The organism is Nocardia aegles (genome assembly GCF_052545135.1).
On the sequence record NZ_JBQWRI010000005.1, the window covers coordinates 166,258 to 189,250 of the forward strand.

General features: G+C 69.5%; 22 protein-coding genes. 6 read left to right on the plus strand and 16 right to left on the minus strand.

All coding sequences use genetic code 11. The annotated features are described in order from the left end of the window. Nucleotides 1-98: 98 nt before the first annotated feature. The 5 genes from fahA to ACT89H_RS16475 form a co-directional block, all read right to left on the minus strand. The gene (gene fahA, locus ACT89H_RS16455; protein WP_445109492.1) at nucleotides 99-1,277 is read right to left on the minus strand and encodes a fumarylacetoacetase; all 1,179 of its coding nucleotides are present in this window, start codon (nucleotides 1,275-1,277) and stop codon (nucleotides 99-101) included. Continuing rightward, a complete protein-coding gene (locus ACT89H_RS16460; RefSeq protein WP_445109493.1) occupies nucleotides 1,274-2,470 on the minus strand; it encodes a homogentisate 1,2-dioxygenase in 1,197 nt (398 codons plus the stop codon). Before ACT89H_RS16460 ends, fahA begins: the two co-directional genes overlap by 4 nt. 126 nt (nucleotides 2,471-2,596) lie before the next feature. Further along, nucleotides 2,597-3,427: an exodeoxyribonuclease III gene (locus ACT89H_RS16465; RefSeq protein ID WP_445109494.1), complete on the minus strand. Its 831-nt coding sequence runs from the start codon at nucleotides 3,425-3,427 to the stop codon at nucleotides 2,597-2,599. Between the two features lie 32 nt (nucleotides 3,428-3,459). Continuing rightward, a complete protein-coding gene (locus ACT89H_RS16470) occupies nucleotides 3,460-4,461 on the minus strand; it encodes an N-acetylglutamate synthase, CG3035 family (protein ID WP_445109495.1) in 1,002 nt (333 codons plus the stop codon). Beyond that, nucleotides 4,451-5,041, minus strand: a complete 591-nt coding sequence (locus tag ACT89H_RS16475; protein WP_445109496.1) for a peptide deformylase — start codon at nucleotides 5,039-5,041, stop codon at nucleotides 4,451-4,453. Before ACT89H_RS16475 ends, ACT89H_RS16470 begins: the two co-directional genes overlap by 11 nt. 182 nt (nucleotides 5,042-5,223) lie before the next feature. Between ACT89H_RS16475 and napA the strand changes: the two genes are divergently transcribed. From napA to ACT89H_RS16500, 5 genes are all read left to right on the plus strand, one after another. Further along, on the plus strand, nucleotides 5,224-5,568 hold the full coding sequence (gene napA, locus ACT89H_RS16480; RefSeq protein ID WP_445109497.1) for a nucleoid-associated protein NapA: 345 nt from the start codon (nucleotides 5,224-5,226) through the stop codon (nucleotides 5,566-5,568). A gap of 48 nt (nucleotides 5,569-5,616) precedes the next feature. Further along, complete coding sequence (locus ACT89H_RS16485) at nucleotides 5,617-6,174, plus strand: LytR C-terminal domain-containing protein (protein ID WP_445109498.1); 558 nt, start codon at nucleotides 5,617-5,619, stop codon at nucleotides 6,172-6,174. Nucleotides 6,175-6,334: 160 nt separating this feature from the next. Next, nucleotides 6,335-7,021: a superoxide dismutase[Cu-Zn] gene (gene sodC / locus ACT89H_RS16490; RefSeq protein ID WP_445109499.1), complete on the plus strand. Its 687-nt coding sequence runs from the start codon at nucleotides 6,335-6,337 to the stop codon at nucleotides 7,019-7,021. Between the two features lie 11 nt (nucleotides 7,022-7,032). Next, entirely contained in the window at nucleotides 7,033-8,178 is a 1,146-nt protein-coding gene (locus ACT89H_RS16495) for a glutamate--cysteine ligase (protein ID WP_445109500.1), read from the plus strand. 76 nt (nucleotides 8,179-8,254) lie between these two features. Beyond that, nucleotides 8,255-9,613: a phosphatase PAP2 family protein gene (locus tag ACT89H_RS16500; RefSeq protein WP_445109501.1), complete on the plus strand. Its 1,359-nt coding sequence runs from the start codon at nucleotides 8,255-8,257 to the stop codon at nucleotides 9,611-9,613. 6 nt (nucleotides 9,614-9,619) lie between these two features. Here ACT89H_RS16500 and mnhG (ACT89H_RS16505) read toward each other — a convergent pair whose 3' ends face one another. Together mnhG (ACT89H_RS16505) and ACT89H_RS16510 are read right to left on the minus strand one after the other, a co-directional pair. Then, nucleotides 9,620-9,916 (minus strand): monovalent cation/H(+) antiporter subunit G, encoded by a 297-nt coding sequence (mnhG, locus tag ACT89H_RS16505; RefSeq protein ID WP_445109502.1) that lies wholly within the window; start codon nucleotides 9,914-9,916, stop codon nucleotides 9,620-9,622. A gap of 114 nt (nucleotides 9,917-10,030) precedes the next feature. Continuing rightward, nucleotides 10,031-10,573, minus strand: a complete 543-nt coding sequence (locus ACT89H_RS16510) for a DinB family protein (RefSeq protein WP_445109503.1) — start codon at nucleotides 10,571-10,573, stop codon at nucleotides 10,031-10,033. Between the two features lie 107 nt (nucleotides 10,574-10,680). Here ACT89H_RS16510 and ACT89H_RS16515 point away from each other — a divergent pair, with 107 nt between their 5' ends. Beyond that, nucleotides 10,681-11,634 (plus strand): helix-turn-helix transcriptional regulator, encoded by a 954-nt coding sequence (locus ACT89H_RS16515; protein ID WP_445109504.1) that lies wholly within the window; start codon nucleotides 10,681-10,683, stop codon nucleotides 11,632-11,634. A gap of 1,007 nt (nucleotides 11,635-12,641) precedes the next feature. On the opposite strand, the gene mnhG (ACT89H_RS16520) is transcribed toward ACT89H_RS16515, so the two are convergent. From mnhG (ACT89H_RS16520) to ACT89H_RS16560, 9 genes are all read right to left on the minus strand, one after another. Then, entirely contained in the window at nucleotides 12,642-12,977 is a 336-nt protein-coding gene (gene mnhG / locus ACT89H_RS16520) for a monovalent cation/H(+) antiporter subunit G (RefSeq protein ID WP_445109505.1), read from the minus strand. Further along, complete coding sequence (locus tag ACT89H_RS16525; protein ID WP_445109506.1) at nucleotides 12,974-13,234, minus strand: monovalent cation/H+ antiporter complex subunit F; 261 nt, start codon at nucleotides 13,232-13,234, stop codon at nucleotides 12,974-12,976. Before ACT89H_RS16525 ends, mnhG (ACT89H_RS16520) begins: the two co-directional genes overlap by 4 nt. Next, nucleotides 13,231-13,806: a Na+/H+ antiporter subunit E gene (locus ACT89H_RS16530; protein WP_445109507.1), complete on the minus strand. Its 576-nt coding sequence runs from the start codon at nucleotides 13,804-13,806 to the stop codon at nucleotides 13,231-13,233. Before ACT89H_RS16530 ends, ACT89H_RS16525 begins: the two co-directional genes overlap by 4 nt. Then, nucleotides 13,803-15,413: a Na+/H+ antiporter subunit D gene (locus ACT89H_RS16535; protein WP_445109508.1), complete on the minus strand. Its 1,611-nt coding sequence runs from the start codon at nucleotides 15,411-15,413 to the stop codon at nucleotides 13,803-13,805. The genes ACT89H_RS16530 and ACT89H_RS16535 overlap by 4 nt, the downstream gene beginning before the upstream one ends. Next, entirely contained in the window at nucleotides 15,410-15,787 is a 378-nt protein-coding gene (locus ACT89H_RS16540) for a Na(+)/H(+) antiporter subunit C (RefSeq protein WP_445109509.1), read from the minus strand. The genes ACT89H_RS16535 and ACT89H_RS16540 overlap by 4 nt, the downstream gene beginning before the upstream one ends. Then, nucleotides 15,784-18,687, minus strand: a complete 2,904-nt coding sequence (locus tag ACT89H_RS16545) for a Na+/H+ antiporter subunit A (RefSeq protein WP_445109510.1) — start codon at nucleotides 18,685-18,687, stop codon at nucleotides 15,784-15,786. The genes ACT89H_RS16540 and ACT89H_RS16545 overlap by 4 nt, the downstream gene beginning before the upstream one ends. Before the next feature lie 110 nt (nucleotides 18,688-18,797). After that, a complete protein-coding gene (locus ACT89H_RS16550) occupies nucleotides 18,798-20,099 on the minus strand; it encodes a hypothetical protein (protein WP_445109511.1) in 1,302 nt (433 codons plus the stop codon). Between the two features lie 99 nt (nucleotides 20,100-20,198). Beyond that, nucleotides 20,199-22,463: an AAA family ATPase gene (locus ACT89H_RS16555; protein WP_445109512.1), complete on the minus strand. Its 2,265-nt coding sequence runs from the start codon at nucleotides 22,461-22,463 to the stop codon at nucleotides 20,199-20,201. Between the two features lie 78 nt (nucleotides 22,464-22,541). Next, entirely contained in the window at nucleotides 22,542-22,973 is a 432-nt protein-coding gene (locus ACT89H_RS16560) for a hypothetical protein (RefSeq protein ID WP_445109513.1), read from the minus strand. Nucleotides 22,974-22,993 lie beyond the last annotated feature (20 nt).

A 22,993-nucleotide genomic window follows, 5' to 3' on the forward strand; every position in this document is an offset into this window, starting at 1 on the left:
ACCTCCGCCGCGCGGCCGGCGGTCGGTGTCGAGTACGACAAGGAATTGGACGAGCAAGCCGAATCGCATCCTCCGGTGCGACGCAACCGGGAACGTGTTCAGCGCGGGTGCGCCGGAATGATACGGCCGGTGACCTCGCCCAATCCGATCCTGACGGTAGCCGGGCCCGGAGCCGATGCCGTGATGGTCACTTCGTCGCCGTCCTCAAGGAAGGTGCGTTGCCTATCGCCGACCGAGACCGGGCGGCTGCCGCCCCAGGACAGCTCGATGAACGAACCGCGCTGGTCCGGTTCGGGGCCGGAGATGGTGCCGGAGGCGTAGAGATCTCCCGTGCGCGTCGACGCGCCGTTCGCGGTGAGATGAGCCAGCATCTGCGCCGGTGACCAGTACATCCGGGAGTAGGGCGGGTAGGTGACCGGTTGACCGTTCCAGGTCACGGTGAGCTCGATGTCCAGGCCCCAGTGCTGCGCGCCGAGCAGGTAGGGCAGCGGCGTGGGCGACTGCGCGGGCAGCGGTATGCGCGCGGACTCCAAGGCGGCCAGCGGGGTGATCCACGGTGACATCGACGTCGCGAACGACTTGCCGAGGAACGGGCCCAGCGGCTGGTACTCCCAGGCCTGGATATCGCGGGCGGACCAGTCGTTGACCAGCGCGACGCCGAAGACGCGGTCGGCGAACTCGTCGATCCCGACCGGTACGCCGAGCGGCGAGCCGACGCCGATCACGAAGCCGAGCTCGGCCTCGATGTCCAGCCGTCGCGACGGACCGAAATCCGGTGCGCCGGAGTCGGTTCTGCGCTGCCCGCACGGTCGGGCGACAGCGGTGCCCGACACCACCACGGTGCCCGCCCGCCCGTGATAGCCGACCGGCAGATGGCGCCAGTTCGGCAGCAGCGGCTCACCGTCCGGCCGGAACAGGCGACCGAGGTTCGTCGCGTGGTCGATGCTCGCGTAGAAGTCCACATAATCGCCGATGTGCACGGGAAGCCGCAGCTGCACCTCGGACAGGCGGTGCACCGCGGTGCCGTCGAGTTCGCCGTCGACCGCCGCACGAATCCGCTCGCGCACCGCGCGCCAGCGTGCGGGTCCCTGCGCCAGGAAGGCGTTCAGACTCGGCTGGGCGAACACCGAATCATCGAGCAACACCGCCACATCGATGACATGCTCGCCGAGCCGCACCCCCACGCGAGGGTCTTGTCCGGTCGGCGCGAATACCCCATAGGGCAGGTTGTCTGGCCCGAACAAGGACTCCGGCGCTACCTCGACCCTGGTCCTCACGCGGGGCCCCGCCCCGACCAGGTCCACGCGTAGGCCGGGTCGTCGCAGGCCAGCGCGCCTTCGCCGAGTTCGAGCGGGCGAAAGGTGTCCACCATGACGGCCAGCTCGTCGAAGTACTCGATGCCGATGCTGTTCTCGTAGGCGCCGGGCTGTGGTCCGTGGGCATAGCCGCCGGGGTGCACCGACACCGAGCCCTGGGTGATCCCGGAGCCCTTACGCGCTTCGTAGTTGCCGCCGCAATAGAACATGACCTCGTCGGAATCGACGTTGGAGTGGTAGTACGGCACGGGAATCGACAGCGGGTGGTAGTCCACCTTGCGCGGAACGAAATTGCAGACCACGAAGTTGCCGCCCTCGAACGCCTGATGGACGGGCGGCGGTTGATGGACGCGACCGGTGATCGGTTCGAAGTCGCTGATATTGAAGGTCCACGGATACAGGCAGCCGTCCCAGCCGACCACGTCGAACGGGTGGGCGGCGTAAACCATCCGGGTCCCGACGACCTGACCGCCGGGGCGGTGCTTGACCAGCACTTCCACCTCGGTGCCGGTCGAGGTGATCGTCTCGGTGGGTCCGTGCAGGTCGCGCTCGCAATACGGGGCATGCTCGAGCAACTGGCCGAACTTCGACAGATAGCGCTTCGGCGGCGTGATGTGACCGGTCGCCTCGATCACATAAGCCCGCAACGGTTCCGGGCCGGTGGGCCGCCAACGGTGCGTCGTGGCACGCGGAATGAGCACCTGATCGCCCTGCCGCGCGGACAGTGCGCCGAACACGGTCTCCACCACCGCCGCGCCGGACTCCACATACACCAGTTCGTCGCCGATCGCGTTGCGGTACAGCGGCGATCCGCCCTTCGCGACGACGTAGGAGATGCGCACGTCCGCGTTGCCGAGCAGCAGGCGGCGGCCGGTCACCGGATCGGTCTCCGCCGGGGTGTCGCCGGGGAACAGCGTGTGCAGGCGCAGATGGCGGTGACGCAGCGGATGGTTGGGCGTGGTCCGCTGATCGGGCAGCTCCCACACCGTCGAATCGACCAGGGCCGGCGGCAGGCCGCGGTGATAGAGCAGGGAGGAGTCGCCGGAGAAGCCCTCCTCGCCCATCAGCTCCTCGTAGTAGAGCCGGCCTTGCTCGTCACGATGCTGGGTGTGCCGCTTCGGCGGTACCGCACCCACTTGCCGATAGAACGCCATGACCGTTCCTCCGCCAGCCGGTGGTCGGATACTTGATCACCATCGTAGTGCGGCCCGATCGTCCGTCAGGCGTTTCGCGGGGGCCGGTCACCGCTGCCGCGGCGGGGAGGGGCCGCGCCGGGCGGGTCAGGAGGGCCGGGGTTCGTCGGCGAACTCGGCGATCACCGGGGCGTGGTCGCTGGCACCCTTGCCTTTTCGCGCCTCGCGATCGACCATCGCGTCGGTCGCGGTGGCGGTGAGCGCGGGGGAGGCGAGGATGAAGTCGATGCGCATTCCCTCTTTCCGCGGGAAGCGCAGCTGGGTGTAATCCCAGTAGGTGTAGACGCCCGGGCCGGGCGCGAACGGACGCATGACGTCCGTGAACCCCGCGTCCACCACGGCCTGGAAGGCATCGCGCTCCGGCTGCGAGGTGTGCGTCTTCTCGGCGAAGTACTCCACCGACCACACATCGTCGTCGGTCGGCGCGATGTTCCAGTCACCCACCAGCGCGATCTTGGCCTGCGGGTCCTCGGCCAGCCAGCGCACGCCGTTGTCGCGCAACGCGGCGAGCCATTCCAGCTTGTAGGCGTAGTGCGGATCGCCCAGCGTGCGGCCGTTGGGCACATACAGGCTCCACACCCGAACGCCGCCGCAGGTGGCGCCGATCGCCCTCGACTCGACGACCGGCGCGCTGATCAGCGACTCGCCCGCGTCCTTGTCGAAGCCGGGCTGGCCGGGAAAGGCGAACTCGACGTCGCGGAGGCCGACACGGGAGACGATCGCCACCCCGTTCCACTGGTTGATCCCCAGGTGGGCGACTTCGTAGCCCAACTCGTCGAAGCGCTCGAACGGGAACTGGTCGTCGCGGCACTTGGTCTCCTGGATGGCCAGCACGTCGATGTCTTGGCGATCGAGCCAGTCCGCGACCCGGTCGAGCCGGGAGCGGATGGAGTTGACGTTCCAGGTGGCGAGACGCACTGCGGCCTTCCTTCGCGGGGGACAGATCTGTTCTACCGCAGGCCGCCGGGCGCGGTGAGCGGTCGCGGCGCGGCGTAGCGATAGGTGTGGTGTTCGATGAAGCCCAGTTCGCGGTACATCGCGCGGGCCGGCTCGTTGGTGGCTTCCACCTGGAGACAGGCGTGCGTCGCGCCGCGGTCGCGGCCCCAGCGGATCAGTTCGGCGCAGACCAGCGAGCCGAGTCCGTGCCTGCGGTGCGCGGCGGCGACGGCCACGCAGGACAGGCCGATCCAGCGTCGTCCGTCCGGGGCGGTGGTGAGCGCGCCGCGGCCGATCGCGATGGGACGCGGCAGGCCGAGCGAGGCGAAGCCGAGTTCGCCGCCGAGGACCGCGGTGAGCACCTCGGGATCGGGTGCGGGAAACGACAGCGCGCCCGGCTCTTCGCCGCTGTAGCGGTGCATCTCCAGCCAGGCGGTGTCCGGGGCGGGTGCGATCCGCACCATCGAAGGACCTTGGGGCAGTATGAAATTGTCGATATCGATAGCCAGCATGAGGGTCTCGCGCCAGCTGTGCCAGCCGGGCGGCACCGGGGCCAGCCGATCGGGCAGCGCGAGCTGCACGGGCAGGCCGTGCGCGGTGTACCACGCGCCGATCCGGTGCAGCGTCTCCGCGGACACGATGGCCGGCCCATCGGAATTACCCAGCGGCACAGCGGAATTCGCGCGGCCAGTGTATCCGTGGCCCGCGCGCGCCAGCCAGCCGTCGATCCACGCGTGCTCGACGCCCGGCCAGGCGTAGGCGGCCGCGGCCTCCAGCGCGCGGATCTCCCGGACGCGGATCGGCCTCGGACCGATGGCTTTCAGCGCGACCACGCGCTCCGGCGTCACCGAGACGATCTCCCCGCCCGCGCCGCGCACGGTCGGCGGGTCGAGGGAGACGAGTTCGCCGATCACGTCGGTCAGCGGTTGGGGATAACCCGCGGGCAGTCGATAGCGCAGCACCACGCGGCGGCCGAGCGGAATATCGGGCAGGCCGGCGGCGGGGTCAGTCGTCATGCCCGAACGGGTCGGGGTCGGTGCCGGGCAGCCAGCTCAGACCCGGTGTGCCCCAGCCGTTGCGTTTGATCGCCTTCTTGGCGGCCCGTGCGTTGCGGCCGATCAGCACGTCCACGTAGAGGAACCCGTCGAGATGCCCGACCTCGTGCTGGAGCATGCGGGCGAAGAAGCCCTTGCCCTCCAGCTCCACCGGCTCGCCGTGCTCGTCGGTGCCGGTCACCTTCGCCCATTCGGCGCGTCCGGTGGGGAACTGCTCGCCGGGCACCGACAGGCAGCCCTCCTCGTCGTCGTCCGGATCGGGCATGGTGTCCGGGATCTCCGAGGTCTCCAGCACCGGATTGACCACGACGCCGCGGCGGCGGGTCGCGGTTCCGTCCGCGCCGAGGTCGGGGCAGTCGTAGACGAACAGCCGCAGCGGAACGCCGACCTGGTTGGCCGCGAGCCCGACGCCGTGCGCCGCGTCGAGCGTCTCGTACATGTCCGTGATGAGCGGAGCCAATTCCTCCGGCGATCGGTCGACCCGCTCGGTCGGGTTGTGCAGAACCGGGTCGCCGACGATCACGATCGGGAGGATTGCCATGGCCCGATTATTGCCGTGGGCGCCACGTCACAACTCCTCGGGTGCCGCAGCGGGGACCGGAACTACCCGCTGGTAGGGAACACGCCGCGGCGCGCGCCGGGCGATTCCGCGCGCGCGTGGTTGAATGTTCCGCGACGTACAAGCACCATTTTCGTCTGGTGGTCACTCGGCGAGGGAGCGAGATGGACGGCGCAGCGGCACGGAATCTTTCCGCGACCCACAACGGCCCTTCCGCGAGCGAAGACGGCACGGCGGAGCACGCCCGGGCCGACGGCGCCGGACTCGGCCGCCGCGAACTCGACATCCTGGCCTTCGAGCGGCAGTGGTGGAAGTATGCCGGGGCCAAGGAAGAGGCGATCCGTGAGCTGTTCGCCATGTCGCCGACCAGGTACTACCAGGTGCTGAACGCGGTGGTCGATCGGCCGGAGGCGCTGGCGGCCGACCCGATGCTGGTCAAGCGGCTGCGCAGGCTGCGAGCGAGCAGGCAGAAGGCGCGCGCGGCGCGGCGGCTGGGTTTCCAGGTCTGACCCGGCGATGCGGACCCGGACCCGTCTCGTGCGACTAGGCTCGCGAACGTGAGCTACCCGAATCCCACCTCCGGTGGGCCACCGTTGCGTGCCCTGGCGATGGTGCTGATCGCGTTGGCCATCGTCTTCGCCGGTCTCGGCGCAATGTCGCTGTCGCGTTCCGATGCCGGCACCGACGCCTCGGGAACCAGCACGCCGCCGACCTCCAGCGCGAGCGCCGCGCCCCAGGTCCCGGCGAGCACGATCGCGCCCAAGGCGCCGACCTCGGGCGTGTCCTCGGCCACCGCGGCGCCGACCACCACCGCCGCGGCGACCACCACCACGGCGGCGCGTTCGGTCCCGGTGCGCGTGCTCAACAACAGCATGGTGGCCGGACTCGCCGCGAAAACGGCGAGCCAGCTCGAGGCCGGTGGGTGGACGATCGCGGAAACGGGCAACTACCCGGGCGCGAACATCGCCAAAACCACGGTGTACTACGGCGATTCATCCGGTGACAAGGAAGCCGCGCAGGCCATCGCGAACCAGCTCGGCGCGTCGGTAGCACCGAAGTCGAGTGCGATCGGGGATACCGCGCCGGGTGTAACGGTGATAGTCACGGGTAACTGACCTGTGTGGCCGCTGGTCGCAGGCCCGGACCAGCGAGAACAGGTGAGGGCGCGCCGCCCTGTCCGGGGCACGGCGGGACGGCGTGGCATCATCTTGTCCGGTAACGAACGTGTCCACCCACCCTTACTCGTAAACTCGGTACTCGTAAAGGAGTTCCCCGATGGCCCCGTCCACAACTCGACGCCCGTCCTGGCGGACTGTGACCCCGGTGCTCGCGGTCGCGGTCTTCGGCCTCGCCGCCTGCTCGAACAGTCAGCAGTCGAGTGACGTCCAGGGAACGACCCCGCCGGTGTGGAGCGGGTCGCCCGCTCCGGCCGGGCAGTCGAGCACCGAGCACGGCGGCTCGCCGAACGCCGAGCAGGGCGTGAACGTGCAGCTGAAGGACCCCTCGGGCGCCTCGGTCGGCACCGCGAACTTCGCCAAGGATGGCAACCACCTGCAACTCACCGTCGAGGCGCACGGGCTGCGTCCCGGCTTCCACGGCCTGCACGTGCACCAGATCGGCAAGTGCGAGCCGAACTCCGTCGCCCCGACCGGCGGCCCGGCGGGCGATTTCCTGTCCGCCGGTGGTCACCTGCAGGTCGGCAGCGCCAACGCGCATCCGGCCAGCGGTGACCTGACCTCGCTGGAGGTGCGCGGCGACGGCGTCGCCAAGCTGGTCACCACCACCGATGCGGTGACGCTGGACGACGTGAAGGGCAAGGCTCTGATCATCCACGCCGACGCCGACAACTTCGGCAACATTCCCAACCGTTACTCCCGTGCCGATGGCGTCGCGGGCCCCGACGAGACGACCCTAGCGACGGGCGACGCGGGCGGCCGTGTCGCTTGTGGCGTGATCCAATAGCGCGGTGGCATATGGCCGGGGCAGGAATCGAACACGTTCCCTTCGATGGTTCGCCCCGGCCCACCATCGGGGTCGAATGGGAGATCGCCTTGGTGGACAAGGCGACCCGCGACCTGTCGAATACCGCCGCGGCGGTGTTCGATTCAGTCGGTGATCTCCGCGCCCACGACGGCACACCGCAGGTCACCAAGGAATTGCTGCGAAACACAGTCGAACTCGTCACCGGTGTGCACGAGACCGTGGGCGCGGCGCTGGAGGATCTCACCGGCACCATGAACACGGTGCGTCGCGCGGCCGACCCGCTCGGCGTCGACTTGTTCTGCGCGGGCACCCATCCGTTCGCGCAGTGGTCGGCCCAGCAGCTGACCCGGTCGGAGCACTACGACGAGCTGATCGAGCGCACCCAGTGGTGGGGTCGCCAGATGATGATCTGGGGCGTGCACGTCCACGTCGGAGTGTCCCACCGCGACAAGGTGTTTCCCATCCTCAACTCGTTGCTGCTGTCGTATCCGCATCTGCTGGCGCTCTCGGCGGCCTCACCGATGTGGGCGGGATCGGATACCGGCTACGCCAGCAATCGAACGCTCATGTTCCAGCAGCTGCCGACCGCGGGCCTGCCCTTCCAGTTCGAGAACTGGACCCAATTCGAGCGTTTCGTGTACGACGAGCGCAAAACCGGCGTCTTCACCCAGCTCGGCGGCATGCACTGGGACATCCGACCGGCGCCGAAGTGGGGCACCATCGAAGTACGGGTCTGCGACGGCATCTCCACGCGCGCCGAGCTCGCCGCGATGGCCGCGCTCATCCATTGCTTGATCGTCGACCTCGACCGCCGCGTCGAGAACGGCGAGCACCCGCCCACCCTGCCGCCATGGCACGTGCAGGAAAACAAGTGGCGCGCCGCACGTTACGGGCTGGACGCGATCATCATCACCGACGCCGACAGCAACGAGCGGTTGGTCACCGACGATCTGGACGATCTGCTGAACCGGCTGGAGCCGACCGCGGCGCGGCTGGGCTGCGCGGACGAGCTCGCGCTCGTCGCCGAGATCCCCAAGCGGGGAGCCTCTTATCAGCGGCAGCGCCGGGTTGCCGCGGCGTCGCAGGGCGACCTGGTCGCGGTGGTGGACGCGCTGGTCGAGGAGCTGAAACAGTAGCGATCGGCCGCGTATAGGTCGGTTGCTGTTCAGCTGGCCAGGGGGCTGGCGTTCACCCCCCGTTTACTATGGTCGGATGCTTGTCGAAAACCCGGGATCCAGAGTAGGAAAAGCGGTCTCGCGCCGCCGCGCACCGCAGACTCGGATCCGGGTCGTCGCGGCGGTGGCCGCGGTGCCGGTCCTGCTGATCGTGTTGCAGGGCGTCGCCATGTGGCAAGGATTCGAAGGTCCGCTGGAAAGCTTGGGGCGGGACTACATCGGTACCCCCAAATCCATGTCGGTGCCCTGGGCCGGACTGGTCCTTGCGCTGGTGGGCATCTCGGCTCGGCGCCGTGTGATCGCGGTGAGTGCCGCGATAACCGTCGACGTGGTGTGGGCGTCGGTCCGCCTGCTGACGGGCGAGCCGTTCGCGATCGGAAACGGGCCCGTGCTCGTGCTCACCGGCCTGGCGCTGGTGGCCTGGCTGCGCTGGTCGGGAGCCGAACGGCGGAACGCGCTGCACGCGGTCGCGCTCGGCGCGCTGTTGGTCCTGGCGACCAAGGTCGGCGATGTCTGGCTGCACATCACCGTGATCGGCCGACCGACGGTGCTGGACGAATACGTGATCCTGGCCGACCATGCGCTGGGCGACCCGTCATGGGTGCTCGGGCGGGCGGTGGACGCGCTCGGCCCGATGGTCTCCGCGGTGCTGCACTGGGTCTACATCGAGCTGCCCGTGGCGGCGATCGTCGTGGCGGTGTGGCAGCTGCGCCGAGTGGCGACCTCGGGCCGGTGGCCGTCGCACTATCTGGTGCGCACCTTCCTGGTACTGGGCCTGATCGGTCCCCTGGTGTACGTGCTCTTCCCGGTGGTCGGGCCGATGTTCGCCTACGGGCCGGACGGCAACGGGCTGCAATTGGGCAACTACTGGCCGGGTGTGGTGCCGCCGATCGATCGGAATCCGCTCCCGCTGCCGTTCGACGCGGCGATTCCGCGCAACTGCATGCCCTCGATGCACACCGCGTGGGCGCTGTCGGTGTTCCTGCACACCCGCCGCGACAGCGACGGCGAACCCGCTCCGGGCTGGCTGCGCTGGGGTGGCGCGTTCTGGCTGCTGGCCACCCTCGCCGCCACCCTCGGGTTCGGCTACCACTACGGGGCCGACCTGGTGGCGGGCGCGGTGCTGTGCCTCACCGTCGAATCGGCGCTGCGCGAACCGGAGCGCGGCTGGGAATGGTTCCGCATCCGGCTGGTCGGTTCCGGCGCGATCGTGCTGGCCACACTGCTGCTGTCCTACCGGTACCTCGCCGTGCCGATGGCCGAGTATCCGGTGCTCGCCGGCACGGTCGTGCTCGGACTGCTCGCCGGACTGGCCGCGGCGTTCCACGCGACGTGGTTCGCGACCGAGCGGCAGCCGCCGCAGGTCGTGCGCGAGGTGGAGCCCGTCGCGCACTGAGCCCGACTAATCGACGTCGTCGCGCATTTCGTTGACGCGCAGCAGGCCGTCGCGGTGGCGTTGCTCGCGGTAGGCGGTGCGGCCGATGAGGTGGGCGATCACTGGGGCGGTGAGCAGGGTGAACAGCCCGACCAGGACCAGCGCCCAGACGTTGCTCCGGCCGCCCAGCTGGATCGCGGCTCCCGCCAGCGCCAGGATCAGGCCGACGACCTGGGGTTTGGTGGCGGCGTGCATCCGGGTCAGCGTGTCGGGAACGCGCACGATCCCGATCGCCGCTGCTCGATACCCCGGCTCCCTCGCCACGACTACGCCGTGTCGGGCACCGCATCCGTACCGGCCGGCCGCGCAAAACGCCTCTGTGCGGCGTCCTGGCCGGGCGGGGATCCGGGGATATCGGACCAGAGCCCCGCTTCGTCGTCAGCCCATGGTTTTCTGGCCGTCGATGGCTTCGCGGAGGATGTCGGCGTGGCCCGCATGTTGCGCGGTCTCGGCGATGATGTGCAGCAGTACCCGCCGTGTCGACCAGCTGGTCTCCTCGAACCACGGAGCCTTCGGCAGCGGCCAGGCGGTGTCGAGATCGATGGTGGCGACGATGTCGTTGGTGCGTGCGGCGACCTCGTCGTAGGCGGCGAGCACACTGTCCAGGGTTTCGCCGGGCAGCATCCGGAACTCGTCGGCGCGCTTGGCGAAGTCCTCCTCGGTCATGTCCTCGAAGTTCTTCATCGCCGAGGTGCCCTCCACGATGAAGTCGGCCCAGCCGCGCTCGACCTTGGTGACGTGCTTGATCAAGCCGCCCAGGCACAGTTCGCTGACTGTGGAGCGCTGCGCGGCCTGCTCGTCGGTGAGACCGCGGACGGTGTAGCGCAGGAAGAAGCGGTGCTTGTCGAGCATCGTCAGCAGATCCGCGCGCTCACCGGAGAGAGCCTGGTTGCTTGTGGTCGGCGTGGTGGTGGTGCTCATGGTCTTCGCCTTTCGCTGTGGATTTCATCGACGGATCGTGGTTCGAGGAGAACGCTATGCCCTATTGCGGCCAGTTTTTGACCTCAATTGCGGGGAGAATGAAAAACATGGCGAACACGAGTACTCGGACACTGCGGTTGCTGTCTCTGCTCCAAACGCACAAGTACTGGCCGGGAACTGAGCTAGCCGACCGATTGGGCGTCTCCGCGCGCACCTTGCGCCGCGATGTCGAGCGGTTGCGTGAGCTCGGTTATCCGGTCGAGGCGCACCGTGGCGTCGACGGCGGTTACCAGCTCGCGCCGGGCGCCGCGCTGCCGCCGCTGATGATCGACGACGACGAGGCGGTCGCGCTGGTGGTGGGGCTGCAAGCTGCCGTGCACGGCGCTGTGGACGGCATCGCCGAATCCTCGGTTCGGGTGCTGGCCAAGGTCGTTCAGGTGATGCCGCCGCGCCTGCGCAACCGGGTCGACGCCCTGCGCGCGATGACCCTCCCGGCGACCTGGGGCTCGCCGGGTGACATCGGCACAGATCCCGGCGCGCTCACCACCGTCGCTCTGGCCTGCCGCGACAACGAACGCCTGCGCTTCTCCTACACCGCAGCCGATGGTCGCCGCACCGACCGGCACACCGAGCCGCACCGCCTGGTATCCCTGGGCCGACGCTGGTACCTGGTCGCCTACGACCTCACCCGCCATGACTGGCGCAGCTTCCGGCTGGACCGCCTGACCGAGCCGCACAGCGACGGCTCCCGCTTCCGCCCTCGCGATCTCCCCGCCACCGACGCCGCCGAATTCCTCCGCGCCGGCCTGGACCAAGCGCGCCGCCCGCACCGGATCGAAGCCGTGGTCGAGGCCCCCGCCGACACCGTGCGCGCCCGGATCGGCCGTTGGAGCATGGTCGAGGAGATCGCCCCCGGCCGCTGCCGCGTCCGCATGACCGCCGACTCGCTGGAATGGCCGATCATGGGCCTGGGCACCCTCGACGCCGACTTCGAGATCATCGAGCCGGACGTCATGCGCGACCAGATCCGCGCCTGGGGCGCCCGTTTCAGCCGGGCGTGAGGAACTTCCTCGCCGAGCCCCGGCGATTTATGCAGGGAGCCCAAGTATTACGGTTCCCGCTATCGGAACGGCGACACGGCAGCAGCTTTCGGAACGAACTGGCATGGTAACCAAGACGGGCACCGGCCGCTGCAAATCGGTTACTCGTAGAAATCCAAAATATATTTACGATGCTGTTCCGGATCTCCGGACGGAAGCCGCCACCACCAGTGGGTATCCGGTAGATCCAGCCGGGGTATTGGCCGTCGGTCGGGGCGGGGGAGGACGAGGCCACGGGTTTCAGTGGCGACGGGGTGTTCGGGGAGGCTGGTGGGGGCGAGGTATTGGGCAGGGTCGGTTTGTACGGTGCCGGTGTGCCGTCATCGCTGGGTTCCCATGGCCCGTTGACGAACTGAAGCCTTGGCTGGGGCGAACGCTGAACATCCGTCAGGGAGAACCGGTCGAGTTCACGACGCGCCTCGATCCGCGCGACCATGCGCGCGGATGATTCGGAGTTCATGCCGTGGAAGTTGTGGACCCGCCTATCCCGACCGCTGTCGGTTCCCGAGTCGGGGCCGAGTTCGGGATCGCGAGCAAGGGTCAGCGAGTCCATCCAGGTGTAGCCAGAGTCGGCAGTCATTGTGTGATGGGCCATGTCGATGCGAGGGTGGTGTGGATGCTGGCGAGAACCGCCGCGCGCTGGCGGTCGTTGCTGTGGTGACTGTCGTTGAGCCAGGTTCGGCCGCACCGCAAGGTGGTGCGGCTACAGGGACAGCCGTTCGGCTGCCGGTTCCTCGCTCGCCGCGACCAGTGCGGTCCTCGCGATCGCTGCCGCGCCCCGCGCAATCAGTCGGGCCGCGACCAGCCCTCCTGAGTTGCCGCTGGGAACCACAAGGATCCGACCTGCCCGGAACTGGTGTCCGCTCCCTGCGATTTCCGTCGCCCATAACGCGTCAACCGCTACGGCCCGGCCCGCTGGCCCCGAAGCGGTTCGGCGAGCCGAGCCGGTTTCGTTGTACCGATAGCGACTATTCGACGTCGGCGTCGCGCATCTCGTTGACGCGGAGCAGACCGTCGCGGTCGCGTTGCTCGCGGTAGGCGGTGCGGCCGATGAGGTGGGCTATCACCGGGGCGGTGAGCAGGGTGAACAGCCCGACCAGGGCCAGCGCCCACACGTTGCCCTGGCCGCCCAGCTGGATCGCGGCTCCCGCGAGTACCAGGATCAGGCCGACGACCTGGGGTTTGGTGGCGGCGTGCATCCGGGTCAGCGTGTCGGGGAAGCGGACGAGCCCGATCGCGGCGGTCAGCGCGAGGGTCGAGCCGAACAGGATCAGGGTGGCCGCGAGGATGTGCCAGAGGTTCATTTGTCGTCCCGTACTCGGAATCGGGACACTGCGGCCGAGCCCAGGAATCCGACGAGCGCCAGCGCGACGATCGCGGGCACCACGGTGGTGTCGGCGCTATAAGCTGCCCACACGGCCAGTCCGGAGGCGGCGAGGGCCATCAGCGAGTCGATGCCGACGACGCGGTCCAGAGTGCTCGGTCCGGTGATTACGCGATAGGTGGTGAGCAGTGCGGCGGCCGTCAGTAAAACGGCGGCGAGTACGGCGACGACGGTCACGAGGGCGCCTCCGGGGGCGAGATCGGCTGGGAACGAGGCCATCCGGTCGGACGTTCGAATACTTCGATCAGCAGGCGTTCCAGCCGCCGGGTGGTCCGGTAGAACTTGTGCACGGCTGCTTCGCTGCCGACATCGAGGACGTGCACGTAGACGACGCAGCGTCTGCGGTCGATCTCCAGCACCATGGTGCCGGGGATCAGGTTGAGCAGATCGGTCCACAGCACCAGCACCAGATCCGATCTGGTGCCCGAGTACACCCGCAGCACGCCGGACACCGGCATCGGAGCCGGTCGGATCGCGAGCCAGGCGACCTGGAGGCTCGATTCGAGTGCGTAGTAGGCGCTGACCACGATCAATTCGACCAGCGGGAGCGGGTTCAGCCGACCCGTCACCGGCACTCGCGGCAGGGCCAGCGCGCCCATGATCAGGGCGGCCACCACCAGCCCGCCCAGCACGTTCGCGATGCTGAGATCGCCCCACAGTGCCAGCCAGACCACGGTGAGCCAAACCAGGACGCCGACGCGCACGACCGTATCGCGCCGTCGCCCGCCGGCAGTCGGCTCGCCGCTCACCGGAGCGCTCCCGAGTCGAATGAATCACCCAGCACCGCACCGACATACACACCCGGATCGCGCAGGTCGACCGCCGCGCGATCGGCGATCGCGAGGATCGGACCGGCCAGCACCGTCAGGCACAGGCCGACCGCGATCAGCGCGGCGGTGGACAACACCATCAGCGGCGGCATCCGGCCCGGATCGGTGCGCTCGTCGTAGTGCACGACGGTCGATTCCTCGATCAGGGTGGGTGGTTTCGCCGCGGTGAGGTGACCTTCCGGCGCGTCCTCGCGGGGCCGCCAGAACGCTTTGCTCCACGCCCGCGCGACGGTGTACAGGGTGAGCAGGCTGGTGAGCACGGCGCCGCCGACCAGCACCCACGCCAGCACACTGCCGCGCTCCGCGCCCGCCCGCAGCAGCGCGACCTTGCCGATGAACCCGGAAAACGGCGGTATTCCACCAAGATTCAGCGCCGGGACGAGGAACAGTACGGCCAGCAGCGGGCTGGCCGCGGCGAGCCCACCCAGTCTGCGCAGCGAGGTGGATCCGGCTTGCCGCTCGATCAAACCGGCGACCAGGAACAGCGAGGTCTGCACCAGAATGTGGTGCGCCACATAGAACACCGCGCCCGACAGCCCGGCCGCATTGGCGAGGCCGACGCCGAACACCATGTATCCGATGTGACTGACCAGCGTGAACGACAGCAGACGGCGGATGTCGCTCTGCGCGATGGCGCCGAGGATACCGATGAGCATGGTGAGCAGGCCGCAAACCTGCAGCACCGAGTCGAAGCCGCCGTCGGGGAACAGCAGCGAGTGGGTCCGGATGATCGCGTACACACCGACTTTGGTGAGCAGACCGGCGAACACGGCGGTGACCGGAGCCGGGGCGGCCGGATAGGAGTCGGGCAGCCAGTTCGACAGCGGGAAGACGGCCGCCTTGATGCCGAACGCCACCAGCAGCACCGCGAAGATCGCCGTGCGCGTGCCCTCCGGCACGGCGCCGAACCGGACCGCGAGCTGGGCGAGATTCACCGTTCCGGTGGCCGCGTAGGTCAGCCCGATGCCGGTGAGGAAGATCAGCGACGAGACCATGGAGACCATCACGTAGGCCACGCCCGCGCGGATGCGTTCGGTGGTCGCGCCCACGGTGAGCAGCACGAACGACGCCGCGAGCAGGATTTCGAAGCCGACGAAGAGGTTGAACAGGTCACCGGCGAGGAACGCGGCCGAAACACCGGCGGTGAGCACCAGATATGTGGGCCGATAGATCGAGGTCGGCTGCCGCTCGTCGCCGTCTCGGATGTTCTGGCCCGCACCGTAGAGGTTGACCGACAGCAGCACGATGGACGAGACCAGCAGCATCGCCGCCGACAGCCGGTCTACCACCAGCGTGATGCCGATCGGGGCCGCCCAGTCGCCCACCTGCAACGCGGTGGTGCCGTAGCGGTCGACCAGGAACAGCAGCAACCCGCAGATCACCACGACACCGCTGAGCGATCCGACGCTGACCGCGCTCTGGATGCGCGGTCTACGGCCGAAGACGAGCGTGGCCGCGGCGCCGAGCAGCGGGACGAGCACCGGTAGCGGCGTGAGGACCGGCAGCAGGCCGGGGGAGAGGTTCACGTTTCCGGGTCCTCTCCGGCGCGACGCCGGGCGACATCCACGTCTTCTTGGTCGTTGGCGACGTCGTCGCTGGTGGTGAGCATGTAGGTGCGGTAGGCGAGGGCGAGTACGAACGCGGCGACGCCCATGGTGATCACGATGGCGGTGAGCACCATCGCCTGGGCGAGCGGGTCGGCCATCTCCTCGGTGTCGGCCGTACCGTGAATGGGCGGTTTGCCTGCGCCGCCGCCCGCGGTGAGAATCAGCAGGTTGACCGCGTTGCCGAACAGGATCAGCCCGAGCAGCATCTTCGATACGGCGCGTTCCAGGATCAGATACACCCCGCACGCGACCAGGATGCCGATCACCACCAGCAGAGTCAGATTCGCGGTCATCGCCGGGAACCTCCATTCGCCGAGGGTGTTTCGACATCGGCCAGCTCGCTGTCGAGGCGCGCGCCCAGGCTGCGCAGCACGTCCAGCACCAGGCCGACCACGATGAGGTAGACGCCGAGATCGAACAGCAGCGCGGTGACCACCTTGACGTGGCCGATCACCGGCACCGAGACCTCGATGATCGCCGAGGACAGCGGCGGCGCGCCGAGCAGCAGCGACGACACGGCGGTGCCAGCGGCCAAGGTGAGGCCGGCGCCGAGGATGTGGCCCGCGTCGACGGGCAGCGCTTCACCCAATTCGTAGCGGCCGCCCGCGAGATACCGCAGGGTCAGCGCGAGTCCCGCGGTGAGTCCGCCCGCGAAGCCGCCACCGGGCGCGTTGTGCCCGGAGAAGAAGAAGTAGACCGACAGCACCATGATGGTCGGGAACACCAGCCGCGTGGTGATCTGCAGGACCATCGAGCGTTCGGCCCGGTCGACCAACCGGCCCGCGGGCAACCAGCTGACCAGCTCCGGATCGTAGTCGGGCGAGTCGGTCGCGCGCGGCGCGCTGCCGAAACGCCTGCTGCGGAACACCAATGAGGCCACCCCGGTCGCGGCGACGACGAGCACCGAGATCTCGCCGAGCGTGTCCCAGGCCCGCAGGTCGACGAGCAGCACGTTGACGGCGTTCTTCCCGCCGCCGAATTCGTAGGCGGCATCGGGAATCCTGCGCCAGACGGGCTCGGCGGTGCGGGCCGCCACGGCGAAACCGGCCAGGACCGCGACCACCGTACCGGTCCCGACGGCCAGGATCGCCCTGCGCAGCTTGAACGCGGCTGTCCGGCTCGGCTCGATCGTCGCGGGAAAAGCGCGCAGCACCAGCACGAAGATGACCAGCGTCAGCGTCTCCACCAGGAATTGGGTGAGTGCCAGATCGGGCGCGCCGTGCAGCGCGAAGATCACGCCGCTGCCGTAACCGGTCACCCCGACGACCAGCACGCTCGCCAGCCGGTTGCGCAGCACCGTCGCGGCGAGCGCGCTCACCACCATGATCGCGCCGACGGCCGCTTGCAACGGTGAATCCCACAGCCGCAGCGTGACTCCGGTGCGGGCGCCGAGGGCGAGTAGGACGGTCGGCAGGACGATGAGCGTGACCAGGATCGCGGCTTGACTCAGCGGCAGCGACCCGCGCTGCACCGCGCCGGTCATCCGCAGCGAGAGGGTGTCCATCGCGCGCAGGGTGGCGTCGTAGGCACGGTCTGCGTTGCCCAGGCGCGGGTGCGGCGAGTCGGCGAAACGGTCGCGCAGCCGCCACAGCCCGACGCCGACCGCGACGATCAGCAGCGTCGCCGCGAGCACGGGATCGAATCCGTGCCACAGCGCCAGATGCGAAAGCGGTGCCCCGGCCAGCGTTTCGGCATAGGGGCGCAAACGTGCGTCGAGCCAGGACGGGGCGAGACCGGCCGCGAGGCTCGCGGCGGCGAGGATCACCGGCGCCGCGAGGAAGAGAGCACCCGGCGGGTGCCAGCGGAGACTGTGCTCGGCTTCCGGCTGCCCCTCAGCGACGGGTATTTCGCTCGGGTGGTGGGCGACGGGCGTGGCGCCTGGCGCGGGATCCGCTTCGCGGTCCTTGTCCGCGAACGCGCCCCACACGAACCTGATGCTGTAGCCGACGGTCAGCATCGAGCCGAGCACCACCCCGGTGAACACCGCAACGCGTACGGGCTCGGTGAGCACGTCCGCGGCCAGGACGGCGTTCAGCGCGCTTTCCTTGCCGACGAAGCCGAGCAGCGGCGGGATGCCCGCCATACTGAGTGCGGCGAGCACCGCGGTGGCGCACAGCACCGGAGCACGGCGGCCCAGCCCGGACAACCGGCGCAGATCGCGCGTTCCCGCACCGTGATCGATGATCCCGACCACCAGGAACAGGCAGGCCTTGAACAGCGCGTGCGCGACGATCAGCGTCACTCCGGCCAGCGCGGCATCGGGCGTGCCGATGCCGACCAGCACGATCAGGAACCCCAACTGGCTCACCGTGCCGAAGGCCAGTACCAGTTTCAGATCCACCACCTGGAGCGAGCGCAGCCCGGCCAGCAGCATCGAGGCCAGGCCGAGGGTGAGCACCAGCGGATGCCACACCGGACTTTGCGCGAACGCCGGCGCCAGCCGCGCGATCAAATACACCCCGGCCTTCACCATCGCCGCGGCATGGAGATACGCGCTCACCGGGGTCGGCGCGGCCATCGCGCCGGGCAGCCAGAAATGCAACGGCACCACGGCGGATTTGGTGAGCGCGCCCACCAGGATCAGGGCCACCGCGACCTGCACGGCCGTCCCGCCCGGGCGGGTTCCGGAGAGCAGATCAGACAGCAGGTAGCTGCCGTTCGCGGTGCCGAGCACGACGATGCCCGCCAGCATCGCGAGTCCGCCCGCGCCGGTCACCAGCAGCGCCTGGATCGCGGCCCTTCGGCTGGCCGCCTGCTCGGCGTTGTGCCCGATCAACAGGAACGACAGCACCGTCGTCGCTTCCCAGAACACGTAGAGCAGCAGCATGTTGTCGCTGGTGACCAGCCCGAACATGGCGCCGGCGAACGCGACCAGCTCGGCGGCGAACACACCGAGCCGCGGCTGGTCGTCTTCGAAGTACCGGGCGCAGTAGACCAGGACCAGGGCCCCGATGCCCAGCACGAGCGCGCACAGAACCGCCGCGAGCGTGTCGAAACGCAGATCGATGTCGAGGGCGATGCTCGGCGCCCAGGTCTGTCGAACACGCTGCGCTTCGGACCAATTCGCGATCACCCAGACGAAACCGCCGAGCGGGACGACAGCGAGCAGGTAGAAAGCGTTGCGTCCCAGTGCCCGCACCCACAGCGGAGCCACCAGGGCGGCCGCGGCATGAACGAGCAGGATCGCGAGCAAACTTCACTCCGTCGGGTCGGGGCGGCGGGGTGTCCGGCACAAGCCTACGGAAAGCGTGCATTTCCCGGAGCAGGGGTGAGTATGGCGTCCGCCATCCGCCCGAACCGACGCTATATATCCGCTAACGATTCGCTCTCTGGTTGCCCTTTCGTTCGCGGCGTGCTGCGCGGCCGCAATTTGCGCAGCATGACGAGCCCGACGGCGCTGCCGATGACGATGGCGAGCGCGGTGCCACCCGGGGTCGCGTCGTGCGCGGCCACGTCCTCGCGCCAGTCCTTGACCCGGTCCGGCATCACCGAGACCGCCGACGGCAGATACAGCGCGCTGAGCGCGAGCACGCCGCTCGGCGCGTAGTGCGGGCGCGCGGTGCCGCAGCAGTACCCCGCCGTCAACGCGATGACCCCGCTGATCACCGCGAACGCGACGGTGCTCGCGGAGGTCGAGGTGACGAGGGCGAATATCGAGATGCCCGTCAGCAGCAGGATGGCCAGAGCGGTCGACGGCATCCGGGCGCCGATGACGAGTCCGGCCGCGGTCAACGCGATGAGCACCGCGGAGGTCCAGCCGGGCCGCACCGCGTAACCCACGGCGTCGACCGCCGCGGTCAAACTCACGGCCAGGTACACACCGATGCCGTCGCGGCCGGGCAGCAGCATGGCGGCCGCGGTCGCGCTGACGATCGTCGCCGCGACGACGATCACGATCTCTACGACGTGACTTTCCCCTGGCAGTTTGCTGTACTGCCGGCCCAGCCATTCGGTGCCGGTCAGGACCACCAGCGCGAGCACCGTGGCGGCGAGGATCGGCGTCACCGGCAGCGCGATCGCCATGCGCGGTTCCTTCGTCTCCTCAGTGCGCTTCCAGTTGTGCGAAGTGCTGATCACCAGCAGGAGCAACGCCACCGCGATCATCCAGCGCGTCGGGGTCTCCAGGACCGCGTACGGATCGGTGTTGAGGTCCAGCAGGTCGGTGAGATCGCCGAAGCCGAAGAAGCCGACGCCGCCCACCGCGAACGCCGCGGCGGGCAGCGGTCTGCGCAGCACCACGGCGCCGAGCCCGCCGAGCAGGACCCCGGCGCAGATCGAGTCGATGTAGTTCTGCGTGGTCAGTATCTCGACCGTGGCCACCCGGTGTCCGGCGAAGTGGTTGATCAGCTGCGCCAGCGCGGCGGCGGTGGCCGTTGCCCACCCGGTCAGCGGCCGCGAGGTGGTGGCGACCAGCACGGCGACCGCCACGGCGACGATCACGCCGAGCGCCGCGCTGCGTGGCACGCTGTTGAGCAGCCCGGCGATCCGGTACGAGGTGGACTGGCCCTGTGTGCTGACGGTGACCGGCAGGAACAGCGTGACGCCCGCGACCGCGGCTCCAGTGAAGGCCGTGGTCGCGTCGACAATATCGCCGACTCTGCGCACGAGTGTCGAACTTACCCGGGGTGCGCGCGCGATCTTGTGATTGCTGAAAATTTGCCCCGAAATGTCTCCTGTGGCCGGAACGCCGGAGCGGGTCGTGGTCTACCCGCGACTGTCCGCGTATCGGCGCAGCGTGTCGATCTGCGAGGGGTCCAGCGAGGGGCGCACCACCGTCTGGGCGGCCAGCACGTCGGCGGCGGTGATGTCGGCCGCGTGCACGTCCCGGCGCATCGCCGCGAGCGCGGACTCGCGCAGCAGCGCGGCGCAGTCGGCGGCGGAGTAGCCGTCCAATTCCGCCGCGAGCGCGTCGAGGTCGACGTCGTCGGCCAAGGGCACCGCGCGGCTCGCGGTGCGCAGGATCTCCCGGCGGGCGGCGGCGTCCGGTGGCGGCACGAACACCAGCCGTTCGAGCCGGCCCGGACGCAGCAGCGCGGGATCGATCAGCTCCGGCCGGTTGGTCGCGCCCAGCACCACCACGTCGCGCAGCGGCTCGACGCCGTCGAGTTCGGTGAGCAGGGCCGCGACCACTCGGTCGCCGACGCCCGCGTCGGCGCTCTGCCCGCGCCGGGGAGCCAGCGCGTCCACCTCGTCCAAGAAGATCAGCGAGGGCGCGGAATCACGTGCGCGCTGAAACAATTCGCGCACCGCCCGCTCCGACGAGCCGACCCACCGGTCCAGTAGCTCGGCGCCCTTGACCGCGTGCACGCTGAGCTGACCGGTGCCGGCCAGCGCGCGCACCAGGAAGGTCTTGCCGCAGCCGGGCGGGCCGTAGAGCAGCACTCCGCGCGGTGGTTCGATGCCGAGGCGGGCGAAGGAGTCCGGGTGCTTCAGCGGCCACAGCACCGCCTCGGTCAGCGCCTGCTTGGTTTCCGCCATGTCGCCGACATCGTCGAGGTTCAGGCTGCCGATGGCGAGTTCCTCCATGCCCGAGCGCGACAGCGGCCGGATGACCTCGAGCGCGCCGAGCAGGTCGGACTGGGTGAGTTGCGGCTCGCCGTGCTCCCTGGCCCGCGACGCCGCGCGCAGCGCCGCCTCCCGGCACAGCGCCGCCAGATCGGACACCACGAATCCGGGCGTGCGCGCGGCGATCTCGTCGAGGTCCAGCGCCGCGGTCGGCACCCGGCGCAGCAGGTACTCCAGCAGCGCCTTGCGCACGCCGGTGGTGGGCAGCGGCAGCGCGAGTTCGCGATCGCACAGGTCGGGGGCGCGCAGGCGTTGATCGATGCCGGCCGGGTGCGCCGTGGTCGCCACCAACGCGACGCAGGGGCCCGCGATCGCGGCGCGCAGTTGGTCGAGGATGAGTGTGGCGACGGGTTCGGCGTCGGCGGGCAGCAGCGCGTCGATGTCGGTGATCAGCAGGATGCCCCCCTTGCCGCAGCCGATATCGGCCACCGCCTCGGCGACCTCGCGCAGCCGCGCACCGCTCTCGGCCGCGCCGATGCTGGGACCGTCCAGCTCCACCAGCCGCCGCGATCCCGCGACCGCGCGTGCCAGCGTGGCTTTGCCGACGCCGGCCGGGCCGGTGATCAGCACGCCGAGATTGGGTCGTGCGCCCAGCGTGCGCAACAGCTCGGGCTCGTCCAACGCCAGGCTGAGCCATTCCTCGAGCTTCGCGGCCTGGCTGCGCCCGCCCGCCAGAACTTCCACCGAGACGCTTTGCAGGTCGACGGCCGCCGTGGCCCGGACCATCGTGGCGCCGTTGTTGCCCGCGGCCGTGTCGAACGCGGCGGCTTCGGTGGCGGCCCGCGAGGCCTCACCCACCGGTATCGGGGTTCCGGCCCAGGCCAGATCGGCGGCGTCCCGCGCGGCGACCGCGCCCGCTCCCCAGCTGACCGCGGTATTCGGCTGCACGCTCACCGGCCCGCGCGGATCGGTGCCGGTGACGGTGAGCAACTCTGTGGTCCAGGCGATGCCGAAGGTGCGCGACAGCGCCTGCGCGGCCGCGGTGGAGTTGATGTCGGGGCCGAGGTCGCGCGGCAGCAGGGAGACCGCGTCGCCCACGGTGACCACCTTGCCCAGCAGCGCCTGCCGCAGCGTAGCGGCCGGAATCGAGCGGGTGGCGTGCACCGAACCGCTCACCGTGACCTGTTTCGCGCCGTAGACGGTCGCGGGGGAGACCACCACCGTCGCATCCTCACGCAGACCGGCGTTGGACAGCGTGACATCGTCGAGCAGGGCCACCCCGGCGGGCGTGCCCTGGCGGGCGACGCCGACCACCGCCGCCGTGCGCCGGGAGCCGACCAGCATGATTCCGTCCCATTCCCGCAGTCCCAGTGCGGTCAGCGCCTCCGGATGCAGCCGGACCACCCCGCGCCGGGCATCGGCGGCCGAAGGGTTCAGGCGGGCGGTGAGTGCCAGTTCTGCCACTGTGCCATTCTGCCGCGCGGCACCGCCATCGGTCACGGTCCATCGTCGCGGGAGCGTCCGCGGACGACGAGCGACCGGCTATTTCTTGACGATTCCGGCGGCGACCGCGACCGAGGTGTCGGCGACGCTCGGCGACAGGCACACCAGCTTCGCGGTGCCGAGCGCGACGTTCGGGCTGCCCTCGAACGGGCCGCCCGGGTTCTCCGCCAGGATCTGCTCGATCAGGGCTTTCTCCGCGTCGGTATCGAGCTTGCGGAACTCGCCGCAGGTGGCGCTCGACGCCGGACCGAGCGCCGGATCACGCTGCTTCGTCGGGGTGGGGGCGCCCGTATCCGCCGGGGAGCTCGGCGGCGCGATGCCGGGAGCGGTCGTGCGGGCGGCCGAGGCGGCCGCGGTCGCCGAGCCCTTGCGCAATCCGTTCGCGTCGGTGGACTCATCCCCTCCGCCGCAGCCTGCCAGCAGGAAACCCACCGTCCCGACGAGCAGGACGATGGCGGAAGTTCGTTTCATACCGTGCTTTCCCCGGTGGA